The sequence below is a fragment of the Macrococcoides caseolyticum genome, from assembly GCF_002902665.1.
Taxonomy (GTDB): Bacteria; Bacillota; Bacilli; order Staphylococcales; family Staphylococcaceae; genus Macrococcoides; species Macrococcoides caseolyticum.
On the sequence record NZ_PPRM01000095.1, the window covers coordinates 42129 to 57076 of the forward strand.

Sequence of the window (14948 nt, forward strand, 5' to 3'; positions counted from 1 at the left end):
AATATAATGGAGGCTCATAAAATGAGAAAAACTAAAATAGTATGTACAATCGGACCGGCTTCAGAATCTCCTGAAATGTTAGAGAAATTGATGAATGCAGGTATGAACGTTGCTCGCCTTAATTTCTCGCATGGTTCACACGAGGAACATAAGGCTCGTATCAAGACAATTCGCTCTGTCGCGCAACGTTTAAATAAGACGGTAGCAATCTTGCTTGATACGAAAGGTCCTGAAATTAGAACACATAATATGGAAAATGATAAGATTGAACTTGTTAAAGGTTCAACTATTACAGTCAGTATGGAACAAGTATTGGGCACTTCTGCAGAGTTCTCGGTAACGTATCCTGAATTAATCAATGATATTCACATAGGATCTACAATTTTATTAGATGATGGATTAATCGAGCTTAGAGTAAAGGATATTCTGCATGACGAAGGTAAGATTGTATGTGACGTTATCAATGCAGGTGAACTAAAGAACAAAAAAGGTGTAAACTTACCTGGTGTTAAAGTAAACTTGCCTGGAATTACAGATAAAGATGCTGCAGATATTCTATTCGGTATCGAACAGAAAGTAGACTTCATTGCGGCATCATTTGTACGTCGTGCGAGTGATGTATTAGAAATTCGTGAAATATTAGAGAAAAATCAATGTGACTTTATTCATATTATCCCTAAAATTGAAAATGAAGAAGGGATAGAGAATATCGATCAGATTCTGGAAGTTTCTGATGGACTGATGATTGCACGTGGAGATATGGGGGTAGAAATACCAGCTGAGCAAGTACCACTAGTACAAAAGGAATTGATTCAGAAGTGTAACATTCTCGGAAAACCTGTAATCACTGCCACACAAATGCTCGATTCTATGCAACGTAACCCACGCTGTACACGTGCAGAAGCAAGTGATGTGGCCAACGCCATCTATGATGGAAGTGACGCAGTAATGTTATCAGGTGAAACGGCTGCAGGATTATATCCGGAAGAATCGGTTAAGACGATGCACAATATTGCATTTGCTGCAGAAGAAGCACAAGATTATAAACGTATGCTTTCAGACCGCACAAAATTAAATCAGCCATCTATGGTAAATGCGATTGGTGTCTCTGTAGCACATACTGCTTTAAATTTAGACGTACAGACGATTGTTGCTGCAACTGAAAGTGGTACAACAGCACAGACAATTTCTAAATATCGTCCACATGCACATATTATCGCAGTAACACCTTATGAAGAAACAGCGAGACATCTTTCATTAGTATGGGGAGTAATACCTGTAGTGAAGACGGGTAAATCTACAACTGATGAATTATTAGATAAGTCTGTACAGGCAGCAATTGAAGTAGGAACTGTTGAAAATGGAGATCTAATCATTATTACAGCAGGTATCCCAACTGGTGAAGCAGGAACTACGAACTTAATGAAGATTCATCTCATTGGTGATGTGATCGCAGCAGGGACTGGTATAGGTAGAACTGCGGCACATGGAAAGGTCATTAAAGCAAATAGTGCAGAAGAACTACAAGGTGTTGATATGACGGATAAAGTTGTGGTGTCACCACAGACAGATGCAGATATGGTACCTTATCTTGAACAGGCAGTTGCGATTGTAACTGAAGAAGGTGGATTAACATCACATGCGGCAGTAGTTGGGCTTAATCTCGGTAAACCGACAATTGTAGGTGTCCAGGATGTGATGAATACATTAGAAAATGGAACACTTGTAACAGTAGATGCACAGCATAATAAAGTATATATCGGACACGCAAAAGTAAACTAAAATAAGGATGAGCATTTGCTCATCCTTATTTTTGATTTCTATAAATTTTTTTGAATATACTTGAAGCTAAATGCCCTTGATAATTTCTTTATCTATAATTATGTTTTTCGAAGTTGTCTTTCTTAAATCCACCCTGTACATAATACATAACTGCTAATAGAATAAACCATAATGGTGAAACGAATAATCCTAAACGTGTATCTTCTGCTATAAATAAGAGCATGAATACAAAGGCAAAGAATGCAAGTACAATGTAGGCTGCTATTTTGCCGCCAGGCATTTTATAGGTACTATGTTCATGAAGTTCTGGTCGTGTTTTTAAATACTTCAAATAAGCGAACATAATAATTGACCATACAACGATAAAGAATACAGTAGCAACTGTAGTTACGAGTGTAAATACCGCATTTGCATTCGGAATAATATAGTTCAATAATACGGAGATTAACAGCAGTACACTTGAGAACACAACTGCATTCGCTGGTACGCCAGCTCTATTCGTTCTTTGAAAGAAACTGTTATCTCCTTTTGAGAAGTTTTTACTTAATCCGAATAGCATATGGCTGTTTGAGAATATACCACTGTTACAAGATGATGATGCAGAAGTTATAACGACAAAATTGATTAAACTTGCTGCAAATCCAATACCAATCAGTCCAAAGAACTTAACGAATGGACTTTCGTTTGGATCGATTTTATCCCACGGTGTAACACTCATGATGATGATTAATGAGCCGATATAAAATAAAACGATACGAATAGGTACACTATCTATTGCACGAGGTAATGTTTTCTCTGGATCTTGTGCTTCTCCTGCTGTAACACCGATAAGCTCAATTCCCACGAAACTAAATATTGCCATCTGGAAACTTAGCAGAAAACCATTCATACCATTCGGAAAAATACCGTTATGTGACCATAGATTAGTAAGTGATGCATGTCCAAACTTCGTTTCAAATCCAATTACAATTAGGATAACACCAACAAGTATAAGCGCGATGATTGTAACTACTTTAATGATAGCAAACCAGAATTCAAGTTCTCCAAAGAGCTTTGCTGTAAGTAAGTTCAACCCCATCAGCACAACGATACAGATTAAAGAAGATGCCCATGTCGGGAAGTCCGGCCACCAAAACTGAACGTACTTCGCAACGGCAGTCACTTCTGCCATCCCAGTCACAATCCAGCAGAACCAATATGTCCAACCTGTAACATACCCCATGAAATCTCCAAGATAATCTCTTGCAATATCAGTAAAGGAATGATAATTCGTATTGGATAATAATAATTCACCAAGCCCTCGCATAAATAAGAATAAGAACAACCCTATGACGAGGTATGTCAGCAATATTGAAGGTCCTGCAAAATTGATAGATTTCCCAGCTCCTAAAAATAGTCCAGTACCTATAGCTCCACCAATTGCAATAAGCTGAATATGTCTGTTTGAGAGCGCGCGTTGTAAATCATTGTTACTGTTGTTATTTAACTGAGTATTCACATTTTTACCTTCTTTCCTTAGTATTTTTCTATTATGTTATGAATTATCGAAAAACTCAAACTATATTTTAAAATATAGTTATAACTAAAACTTATCACGCTCAATAATAAACTACTATAATTCATAATCATTCACAAAATAAAGACAATTAGCTATAATATGAAGTGTGAAAGCCGTTACATTGGGCATAGCAAAATTTTGTTGTAAAGGGGAAATAGAAATGGCAGAATTAGTTAAAGGGCTTGAAGGTATCGTAGCTTCGAACACAAAAGTGAGTTCGATTGTTGGGGATCAACTGACATATGCAGGTTATGAAATTGATGACTTGACTGAAAATGCATCATTTGAAGAAGTGATTTTCTTACTTTGGAACTTCAGATTACCTAATAAAGAAGAACTAGAGAATTTAAAGTCTCAGCTTATTGAATATATGAATCTACATCCTAGAATGTATAGTCATTTCGAAGATTATACTGCGGACGAGGTGCATCCAATGACAGGGCTTCGTACTTCATTGTCATACCTTGCTCATTTTGATCCACGTGCGGATGAGTTTAATGAAGATGCACATATGAATAAAGCAATTCGTATTCAGGCGAAAGTTGCATCACTTGTTGCAGCATTTGCACGAGTTCGCCAAGGTAAAGAAGTGGTTAAACCGAAGAAAGAGCTAAGCTATGCAGCGAACTTCCTTATATGTTATTTGGTGAGGAACCGACGGAAGTTCAGGAGGAGGGCTTCAACAAAGCTCTGATTCTTCATGCCGATCACGAACTGAACGCCTCTACGTTTACGGCGCGTGTCGCTGTCTCTACTTTATCTGATATGTATTCAGGTGTCGTTGCTGCAGCTGGTGCACTAAAGGGGCCACTTCACGGTGGTGCAAATGAACAAGTTATGAAAATGTTAAGTGAAATCGGTTCAATTGATAATGTTGAAGACTATATCAACAAAAAAATTGAAAATAAGGAAAAGATTATGGGCTTTGGCCACCGTGTGTATAAGAACGGAGATCCACGTGCTAAATATTTAAAAGAGATGTCTCGTAAGATTACAGATGAAACTGGACAGAAGGAACTTTTTGAAATATCAGTTAAAATCGCTGATTTGTTAAAGGAGAAAAAAGGCCTATTACCAAACGTCGATTTCTATTCTGCGACAGTTTATCACTCGATGGGAATCGAGCATGATCTGTTTACACCGATCTTTGCGGTAAGTCGTACATCGGGCTGGATTGCTCATATTCTTGAGCAATATAAAGATAACCGCATCATTCGTCCGCGTGCAAACTATATCGGTGAAGTCGGCCGTAAATATGTGCCTGTAGAAGAACGATAAAATACAAATATGGAGGAATAAATAATGGCAGATAAAATTACAAATTCTAACGGAGTATTAAACGTACCAAATCATCCTGTAGTTCCATTTATTATTGGGGATGGAACAGGTCCAGATATATGGAATGCAGCCAGCCGCGTGTTAGATGCAGCAGTTGATAAAGCATACAACGGAGAAAAGAAGATTGAATGGAAAGAAGTACTTGCTGGTCAAAAAGCATTCGATGAGACAGGTGAATGGTTACCGCAAGAAACGTTAGATGTGATTGACGAGTACCTAATTGCAATTAAAGGGCCTTTAACAACACCAATCGGTGGAGGTATTCGTTCTTTAAATGTTGCTTTACGTCAAGAGCTTGATCTTTTCACTTGTCTACGTCCGGTACGTTACTTTGAAGGTGTGCCTTCACCAGTTAAGCGTCCTGAAGATACAGATATGGTTATCTTCCGTGAAAACACTGAAGATATCTATGCAGGTATTGAGTTCAAAGAAGGTTCTGAAGAAGTTAAGAAAGTCATTGATTTCTTACAAAATGAAATGGGTGCGAAAAATATCCGTTTCCCAGAAACATCAGGTATTGGTATTAAACCAGTTTCTAAAGAAGGTACAGAACGTTTAGTACGTGCTGCAATCAATTATGCAATTACAGAAGGACGTAAGTCTGTGACATTAGTTCATAAAGGGAATATCATGAAATTTACTGAAGGTGCGTTTAAACAGTGGGGTTATGATTTAGCAGAACGTGAATTCGGAGATAAAGTATTCACTTGGGCTGAATATGACAAGATTAAAGAAACAGACGGTACAGAAGCGGCTGATAAAGCACAGGAAGTTGCTTTAGATGCAGGAAAGATCTTAATTAAAGATTCTATTGCTGATATCTTCTTACAACAAATCTTAACGCGTCCAGCGGAATTTGATGTTGTCGCAACGATGAACTTAAACGGTGATTATATTTCTGATGCGCTTGCTGCTCAAGTAGGTGGTATTGGCATTGCACCTGGTGCGAATATTAACTATGAATCAGGGCATGCAATATTTGAAGCAACGCACGGAACAGCACCTAAGTACGCTGGATTAGATAAAGTTAATCCATCTTCTGTGATTTTAAGCGGAGTATTGATGCTTGAGCATTTAGGGTGGAAAGAAGCAGGAGAACTCATTACGAAATCTATGGAGAAAACGATTGCTTCTAAAGTCGTTACTTATGACTTTACGCGATTAATGGAAGGTGCAACAGAAGTTAAATGTAGTGCCTTTGCAGATGAACTTATTAAAAATATGTAATAAACAGAAGCAGTTATTTGAATTTATTCATTTAACTGCTTTTTTTAGGAGGAAATCATATGAGGAAGAAAATCAGCATAATTGGAAGTGGATTTACGGGCGCTACAGCAGCATTCATCGTAGCACAAAAAGGACTTGCAGATGTTATGCTCGTTGATCTTGCACGTAATCTGGATAAAGGAAAAGGGAAGGCGCTGGATATGCTTCAGTCAGCTGCCATTTTTAACAGCAGTGTTTCAATCTCTGCAACAAGTCAATATGAAGATATTAAAGACTCGGATATCATTATGATTACTGCAGGGATTGCACGTAAGCCGGGTATGACACGTGAGGACCTTGTACAGACTAATCAGCAGGTGATGACAGAGGTTGGAGAACAGATAAAGGTATATGCCCCTAATGCAATTGTTATCGTGCTCACAAATCCAGTAGATGCAATGACCTATACAGTACAACAAGTGACTGGCTTTCCGCATGAACGTGTCATAGGTCAGTCTGGTGTCCTTGATACTGCAAGATTCAGAACATTTGTTGCTTCAGAACTTAACATTTCAGTAGAAGACGTGCATGGTGTCGTACTCGGAGGCCACGGAGATACGATGGTTCCTCTAATACAGCATGCCAATGCAGGTGGAATTCCGCTTACTGAGATTATGGATAGATATACAATTAATTCTATCGTCGATAGAACACGCAAAGGAGGAGCTGAAATTGTCCAGCTTCTTGGTGATGGATCAGCATATTATGCTCCTGCAGCTGCTATGGTTGAGATGGCTGAGGCAATAATTCTTAACAAGAAACGTATTCTGCCTGCAATTGCATATTTAAACGGTGAGTACAATGAAAGTGATGTATATATCGGAGTGCCTGTATTGATTGGGGAGAATGGTGTTGAACGCATCATAACGTTTGAATTAACTGCTGAAGAACAGTCTGCATTTCATCAATCTGCTGAGGTAGTCAGAGACGTCATGCGTCTCTTGAAGTGATTTATTAATTTATTGTAAACTTTTATACGAGTTCATGAAGTTTGTTGATTAGATGTAGCCATATATATTTACTGTAATATATAATAAAATTGTATATATGGTCTTGGAGGGATAGGATGAGTCAGAAGGTATTAGTAGTAGATGATGAACAGTCGATTGTGACGTTATTACAATATAATCTTGAACAATCAGGCTTTGAAGTGATAACCGCTTTCGATGGGGAAGAAGGTTTAAGTAAAATATTTTCTGAAGATCCGGATATTGTTGTTCTTGATCTTATGTTACCTAAGATGGATGGTGTAGAAGTCTGTAAAGCAGTCCGTAGTGAAAAGAATCAAGTGCCTATTCTGATGCTTACAGCAAAGGATGATGAGTTTGATAAGGTACTTGGCTTGGAGCTTGGAGCGGATGATTATATGACGAAACCATTTTCACCTAGGGAAGTTACCGCAAGGTTAAAGGCAATTTTGAGACGATCTCAGGCATTAAGACAGCACGAGTCTGAAAAAGAAAATAAAGAAATAATCATCGGCAAACTTAAAATATTGCCAGAACATTTTGAAGCGTATCGTAATGGCGAGCTGATTGATCTGACGCCAAAGGAATTCGAATTATTAATCTATTTGATAGAACGACAAGGACGTGTGATTACACGTGAACATATGCTGAATTCAGTGTGGAACTATGAATTTGCTGGTGATTCACGTATCGTTGATGTTCACATCAGTCATTTGAGAGAGAAAATAGAAGAAAATCCAAAGCAGCCACAATACATTAAAACTGTACGTGGTCTAGGTTATAAGCTGGATTACCCGAAACGAAATGATTAGTTTTCAAAGAAAGTTACTCATCATGCTTACAACAATGATTGTTGTAAGCTTTCTTTTAGTCGGCATGTTTATTACGACCTCTATCTCAAATGATATGAAAGTATCGATGAAACGTACGATGGCACAAGATGCAAAAATAATACAGTCTTTGGCTGAACATCAAGATTTCAACATGATCGCAGCCACTTTTGATGACCAGAGAAGTTATCAAATATTAGTCATGGAAGGTAATAAACCGCTGTATGTTACACAAGGTTTCTCTCCCGAATACTTTGAAACTGCGCTATCGAGATATACAGCAGGTGAAAGTGAAGCGAATGAATTTCGATACGATTCTGAAGACAAACAGAGCATCCTTAAAATGACAAAAAAAGACACTGTCATCTATTTAATACAGGAAAATCGAATTTTGACTATTTTAAGTAGAAGCATATGGAAATATATTGGATTAATGTTATTAATAATGCTTCCTATTCTCTATTTTATCGTGAGGTACATCAATAAAAGCTATATTCAACCAATAAAAGAAGTCACTTACGCTTCTAAATTACTAGCAAACGGAAACTATAAAGTACGTGTTCCAGAAAGTAATGTCACTGAGACTAAGGATTTATTTATCAGTATGAATATATTAGCACGAACATTGCAAGACTTTATGAATGAACAGAAGCTTCAGCGTAATCGTCTTGAGACGACATTACAGAATATTCCTTCCGCTACTTTACTTGTCAATAATTATGGTGAAGTTGTTATAGCAAATGAAACATTTCTAAATTTCTTTAATCGTGGTAATAAAATTAAGAAAGCTCATTACGACACCGTAATAGCGCATAAAGACTTAAAACGTATGATTAAAGAAGCGATTGCAACTGAGAAACCCATCAATGAAACAATTGAACATAATGTTAACGTCCATAAAAAATATTTTGATGTGGCAGTGGTGCCTGTATTATCCAAGAAACGTAAAAGGATTGAAGGGATTGTCATAGTGCTGCACGATATTACACAGTTAAAGACACTGGAACAGATGAGGAAGGATTTCGTTGCAAATGTTTCGCACGAACTAAAAACACCGATTACTAGTATAAAAGGATTTACAGAAACATTACTGGACGGTGCAAAAGAAGATAAGGATACGCTGGAGATGTTTTTAGATATTATCCTGAAAGAATCTAATCGAATCCAGGTTCTTGTAAGCGAGCTGCTAGAACTATCTAAAATTGAGCAGGCAGATCACTTTAATATGGTGAAAGTAAATTTGCCTCAGAAAGTATTTAATAGTGTTGAAGTTGTATATCCGCTTGCTGAGAAGAAGAATATTAAATTTAATCTCGAGCTTGAAAAAAATCTTTTTGTCTTGGCAGAACCAAGCAAGCTTAAGCAGGTTATGATCAATCTACTTTCAAATGCAATCAATTATTCACCAGAGGATGCAGAGGTTACGGTAAAGGCATATCTAAAGGCGGATGAATGTATCGTTGAAATTATTGATCAGGGGATTGGTATCGCACCTGAGGAAACAACAAGAATATTTGAGAGATTCTACCGCGTAGATAAAGCAAGAAGCAGAGACTCTGGTGGAACAGGACTAGGTCTTGCAATTGTTAAACATATTATTGAAGTGTTTAATGGTGAAATCGATGTTGAAAGCGAACTTGGAAAAGGTTCAACTTTCAGAATAAAATTAAAGCAGTTTCTTTATTAACATAAGATTTATTTTTAGTTTACTTTAATTTAACTATTATCACATATAATAGAGAAAGAATCTTTCATTTTGAAGCTTGAACGCCTGATACATATGTGTCGGGCGTTTTTGTGCGTGATTTATGTTAAACTATGATTACTACAGTTCAGGAGGATATTATGGCTGATAAACTAATATTAATTGATGGTAATAGTATTGCTTTTCGTGCATTCTATGCCTTACCCCTATTAAAGAATCAATCCAATTTACATACGAATGCGATATATGGTTTCACGCTTATTTTAGATAAGTTGATTAAGGAAGAACAACCTACACATTTTTTAATTGCATTTGATGCAGGTAAGACAACGTTTCGCCATGAGATGTACAAAGATTATAAAGGAGGACGTCAAAAGACGCCTTCAGAACTAAGCGAACAGTTTCCTTATATTCGTAAACTCGCAGAGGCTTATCAAATCAAGCATTATGAGCAGGATATGTATGAAGCAGACGATATTATCGGAACGCTTGCAAAACAAGCAACAGAAAATAAGCTAGAGACAATCATCGTTACTGGGGACCGAGATCTGACACAACTTGCAAGTGATTATGTGACTATTTATTATACAAAAAAAGGGGTTACAGATATTGATAAATATACACCTCAGTTTATTCAGGAGCAATATGGATTTGAACCAGAGAAAATAATCGATTTAAAAGGATTGATGGGAGATAAATCGGATAATATTCCCGGTGTTCCTGGTGTAGGAGAAAAGACTGCGCTTAAATTACTACATGAATATGGTACGGTTGAAGCGGTGCTAGATAATCTGGAACATATTAAAGGTAAGAAATTAAATGAGAACTTAACAAATCATAAAGATGACGCATTAATGAGTAAGCAGCTGGCAAAGATTAATACTGATGCACCGATTGCAGTAAATTTAAATGATACATTGCTCCCTGAAAAAGATGAAAGTAAGAAGATTGCACTATTTCAAGAGCTAGACTTTAAGCAAAAGTTAGATAATATTGATGCTGAAACTCAAGTTACTGAAAAGAAAACAATTGAAATAAGCAATCAGTTTCATACGTTTGATTTCTCGACTATTGAATCAATGGCTATTCGTATTCGATGTTTTCAAGATAATTATTTGAAGAATGAAATTATCGGGGTAGGGATATTGGTAGGAGCACATACATTTGTTATCCCTCCTGATGAAATCACTCAAAATGAATCATTCATCAATGCACTTAAAAATGAAGATACGAAAAAATATGTCTATGATGCAAAGGAGACAAAAGTTTTATTCAGTAGACTGGACATAGAGATAAAAGGGATTGAGCACTGTGTGATGCTCGCATCTTATTTACTCGATCCGGCTTTGAAAATAATAGATGTTGCTCAAAGTGCGCAAATGCAAGGTATTAATTACGTGGAATCAGATGAAATGATCTTCGGAAAAGGTGCTAAGATGCACATACCTGAACGTACAGATTTATTTAAACATATTGCGTCTGAAGTAAATGCAATCCATGAGGTGTCGGCGCTTCAGATTAGAAAATTAAATGAACTTAAGCAGCTTGAACTGTTAACAGCGCTCGAACTACCACTCGCACTTGTTCTCGCAGATATGGAGATGCAGGGGATTAAAGTAAATAAGCAGACGCTTCAGGAGATGCAGCAGGAAATTCAAAGTCGCTTAGATGCATTGATCACACGTATTCATGAACATGCTGGCAGCACATTTAATATCAATTCTCCGAAGCAGCTTGGTGTCGTATTATTTGAAGATTTAAAGCTAGATTCACCGAAGAAGAAAAAGACGAAGACAGGATATTCTACAGCGGTTGATGTTCTTGAGTCATTAACAGGAAAACATCCGATCATTGAAGATATATTACTCTATAGAACGCTGTCTAAACTGCAGTCAACTTATGTAGAAGGATTGCAGAAATTGATTGGAGAAGATGATAAGATCCACACACGTTTCAACCAGGTTATTGCCCAAACCGGACGTCTGTCATCTATTGACCCTAACTTGCAGAATATTCCTGTAAGACTAGATGAAGGTAGAAAAATAAGAAAAGCATTCGTACCGAGTGAACCGAACTCTGTAATATTTGCTGCAGACTATTCTCAGATTGAACTTCGAGTACTCGCACATATTACTGGGGATAAAGGTATGCTTGAAGCTTTCAATCAAGGCATTGATATTCATACGAAGACTGCGATGAAAGTCTTTAATGTTGAAAGAGAAGAAGTAACAAGCGATATGAGGCGTCAGGCGAAAGCAGTGAACTTCGGGATTGTTTATGGGATCAGTGACTATGGCTTGAGTCAAAGTTTAGGTATTACTCGAAAAGATGCGCAAGCTTTCATTGATAACTACCTTGAAAGTTTCCCGGATGTAAAAGCGTATATGCATGATATTATTCAGGAAGCTAAGCAGCAGGGTTACGTTACGACATTGCTGAATCGACGTCGCTATATCCCGGATATTACGAGCAGAAACTTTAATTTAAGAGGATTTGCTGAACGTACTGCGATGAATACACCGATTCAAGGAAGTGCAGCAGATATCATTAAGCTCGCAATGGTACATTATAACGAACAAGTGAAAGAAACTGACTTTAAAGCTAAATTGTTACTACAAGTGCATGATGAGCTTATTTTTGAAGTGCCAAAAGATGAGCTTGAGGCTTTCAGCTTATTTGTAAAACATGTAATGGAAAATGCATTGGAATTAAAAGTACCGCTTGAAGTTGAATATGATTCAGGTGAAAGCTGGTACGAAGCAAAGTAGGAGGAATTATGCCGGAATTACCAGAAGTTGAACATGTAAAGCGTGGTATTGAACCACAGATTACAGGAGAACGAATTATTGATATCCACTTTTCAGATGCTGTATCAAATGGAAAGACACAAGGCAAAGAGACCATTGTTAAAGGGCTTTCCCTAGATGCATTTAAGGAACGATGTATTGACACTCATATCGAAAGTGTGATGCGTCGCAGCAAATATATTATCTTCAAGTTAAAAGGAAAGGATGGGAACCGTTATATGGTCGGTCATCTTGGAATGACCGGCGCATACTTTGTGGTACCGTCTATCGATGACATTACAGTACCTAACTACAAAAAACATTGGCATGTCACTTTTACATTGAGCAGTTCGATGAAGCTGGTATATTCAGATATTAGAAGGTTTGGTGAACTGAGAATGTTAGATGAATCACAGTTTGCACACTTCGATGCAACCATTGCACCAGAACCATTTAGTGAAGAAGGCCGAGCTCATTATATCAGTGCACTGCACTTGCCGAAATATCAGGATAAACCGATTAAGCAAGTTATCATGCTGCATTCGGTTGTCAGTGGATGTGGAAATATCTATGCATGTGAAGCGCTGCATAATGCAGGAATTAACCCGAATATAACAGTCAAAAAATTAAGCGAAAAAAGACGTACATTACTTTATGAACATATTGTCGATGTGCTGAATGAAGGCATTTTATATGGGGGCTCGACCATATCAGATTACCGAAACGCACAAGGTGAAAGTGGAACGATGCAAAATAGGTTTAAAGTTTATGGTAAAAAAATTTGTGGAACATGCGGTAATGAAATTAAGACGAAAGTGATAGCTACACGTAATACACATTATTGTACACATTGTCAGAAATAGGAGGAACTATGACAGTTATAGGTTTAACAGGTGGTATTGCCAGTGGTAAGTCAACAGTAGCAAATTATCTGAAGGAGAATGGATTTGCTGTCATTGATGCAGATATTGCGGCAAGACAGGCTGTAGAAAAAGGAACAGAAGGATTAAGAAAAGTTGCTGAAACATTTCCAGGTGTGCTGAATGAAGATGGGACATTAAATCGTAAAGCACTAGGTACGATTATCTTTAATGATAAAGCGCAGCGTGATAGTTTAAATGAAATTGTTCACCCGATTGTGCGACGTCTGATGGATGAAGAAAAAGCTGCTGCACTTTCTGAAGGTAAGGTGGTAGTTATGGATATACCACTGTTATATGAAAATGAGCTCGAACATACTGTTGATGAAGTGTGGGTCGTATATGTGTCATACGATATACAAAAAATGCGCCTGATGAAACGAAATGAACTTTCAGAGTCAGAAGCAGATGCGCGTATCAATAGTCAGATGTCGATGGATGAAAAGCGAGATAAAGCCGATATCGTCATTGATAATTGTCATGACTTAGACAGTCTTTATAAACATTTAGAAGCTTTGATCAAAGACTATAAGTAGATTCAAATTTTCGAAAAATTTAAATTTTTTATTTCGCAGAAAATACACTACACAAGCGCTTTCATTGTGTTATACTATTGCTAAGTATTAGTATAACACTTTGAAGGGGAGATTATTTAATGAAGACAAGAGTAGCGATTAATGGGCTGGGAAGAATTGGCAGAATGGTATTTCGTGCAGCATTATTAGATGATAATTTAGAGGTTGTAGCAATCAATGCGAGCTACCCACCTGAAACATTAGCTCATTTAACGAAATATGATACTACTCATGGTAAGTTTGAACTTGATATTGAACCAACTGAGAATGGTTTACTTGTAGATGGCAAGAAGATTGAACTCGTATCTGAACGTAATCCTGAATTATTACCGTGGAAAGATATGAATATTGATATTGTGATTGAAGCGACTGGTAAGTTTAACGATGCTGAGAAAGCAGCTGCACATATTAAAGCTGGCGCTAAGAAAGTGCTGCTTACTGCTCCAGGTAAAGGTAATGTTCAGACCATCGTACGTGGAGTGAACTGTGCACAGTTAGATGTTGAGAAATATGATGTGATTTCAAATGCATCATGTACAACAAACTGTCTGGCACCAGTTGCGAAAGTGCTGAATGATAAGTTTGGTATTAAAAATGGTTTGATGACTACAGTTCATGCTTATACAAATGACCAGAAGAATTTAGATAACCCACATAAAGATTTACGTCGTGCCCGTGCATGTGCACAAAGTATTATTCCGACTTCTACAGGTGCTGCAAAAGCATTATCTCTAGTATTACCGGAATTACAAGGTAAGCTTCATGGAATGGCGTTACGTGTACCGACAACGAATGTTTCATTAGTCGACTTAGTTGTAGATTTAGAAAAAGAAGTCACAGTCGAAGAAGTAAATCAAGCATTTAAAGATGCGGCTGATAATGAACTTAAAGACATCTTAGATGTAACATATGAGCCGTTAGTATCAGTAGATTTCAATACGAATCCACATAGTTCTATCGTAGATGGACTGTCGACGATCGTTATGGAAGGTTCAAAGGTTAAAGTATTATCTTGGTATGACAATGAATGGGGTTATTCAACGCGCGTTGTAGAACTTGCAGGATTAATGGGTGAACAGTTAAATAAATAGTTTCCTTGAATAACGCCGTCCAATTTAAATGGACGGCGTTTCAGACTGTAGACAAAGTCTCCTTCGGAGATGAAGTTTACAGTCTTTTTTTGATAAAATATAGGTATATCATTGAACGGTGGTGTTTTA

General features: G+C 37.2%; 11 protein-coding genes and 1 pseudogene. 10 read left to right on the forward strand and 2 right to left on the reverse strand.

Annotated features, from left to right (window positions below):
- The first annotated feature begins 21 nt into the window (after positions 1–21).
- Complete coding sequence (pyk, locus tag CD152_RS10530; protein ID WP_103214765.1) at positions 22–1782, forward strand: pyruvate kinase; 1761 nt, start codon at positions 22–24, stop codon at positions 1780–1782.
- Between the two features lie 88 nt (positions 1783–1870).
- On the opposite strand, the gene CD152_RS10535 is transcribed toward pyk, so the two are convergent.
- Positions 1871–3280, reverse strand: a complete 1410-nt coding sequence (locus CD152_RS10535; protein ID WP_103214766.1) for an amino acid permease — start codon at positions 3278–3280, stop codon at positions 1871–1873.
- Positions 3281–3500: 220 nt separating this feature from the next.
- On the opposite strand from CD152_RS10535, the pseudogene CD152_RS10540 reads away from it, so the two are divergent.
- The 9 genes and pseudogenes from CD152_RS10540 (at position 3501) to CD152_RS10580 (ending at position 14819) form a co-directional block, all read left to right on the forward strand.
- Positions 3501–4618: pseudogene (locus CD152_RS10540) on the forward strand (citrate synthase).
- A 24-nt stretch (positions 4619–4642) separates the two neighbouring features.
- Complete coding sequence (icd, locus tag CD152_RS10545; RefSeq protein ID WP_103214767.1) at positions 4643–5905, forward strand: NADP-dependent isocitrate dehydrogenase; 1263 nt, start codon at positions 4643–4645, stop codon at positions 5903–5905.
- A 59-nt stretch (positions 5906–5964) separates the two neighbouring features.
- Positions 5965–6894, forward strand: a complete 930-nt coding sequence (gene mdh, locus CD152_RS10550; RefSeq protein WP_103214768.1) for a malate dehydrogenase — start codon at positions 5965–5967, stop codon at positions 6892–6894.
- Positions 6895–7010: 116 nt separating this feature from the next.
- Positions 7011–7724 carry a response regulator transcription factor gene (locus tag CD152_RS10555; protein ID WP_012657264.1) on the forward strand — a complete coding sequence of 238 codons (714 nt, stop codon included), beginning with the start codon at positions 7011–7013 and terminating at the stop codon, positions 7722–7724.
- Entirely contained in the window at positions 7717–9429 is a 1713-nt protein-coding gene (gene pnpS / locus CD152_RS10560) for a two-component system histidine kinase PnpS (RefSeq protein ID WP_101140214.1), read from the forward strand. Before CD152_RS10555 ends, pnpS begins: the two co-directional genes overlap by 8 nt.
- A 158-nt stretch (positions 9430–9587) precedes the next feature.
- Positions 9588–12215, forward strand: coding sequence for a DNA polymerase I (gene polA / locus CD152_RS10565; RefSeq protein ID WP_103214769.1), 2628 nt, complete (start codon positions 9588–9590; stop codon positions 12213–12215).
- A gap of 8 nt (positions 12216–12223) precedes the next feature.
- Positions 12224–13096 carry a bifunctional DNA-formamidopyrimidine glycosylase/DNA-(apurinic or apyrimidinic site) lyase gene (gene mutM, locus CD152_RS10570; protein WP_012657261.1) on the forward strand — a complete coding sequence of 291 codons (873 nt, stop codon included), beginning with the start codon at positions 12224–12226 and terminating at the stop codon, positions 13094–13096.
- A gap of 8 nt (positions 13097–13104) precedes the next feature.
- Positions 13105–13689 (forward strand): dephospho-CoA kinase, encoded by a 585-nt coding sequence (gene coaE, locus CD152_RS10575; protein ID WP_041636068.1) that lies wholly within the window; start codon positions 13105–13107, stop codon positions 13687–13689.
- A 119-nt stretch (positions 13690–13808) separates the two neighbouring features.
- Positions 13809–14819, forward strand: coding sequence for a glyceraldehyde-3-phosphate dehydrogenase (locus CD152_RS10580; RefSeq protein WP_101140218.1), 1011 nt, complete (start codon positions 13809–13811; stop codon positions 14817–14819).
- Here CD152_RS10580 and CD152_RS12085 read toward each other — a convergent pair.
- Positions 14762–14948: hypothetical protein (locus CD152_RS12085; protein ID WP_205757048.1), on the reverse strand; the 187-nt coding region annotated here is incomplete at its 5' end. The two genes, CD152_RS10580 and CD152_RS12085, sit on opposite strands and share 58 nt — an antisense overlap.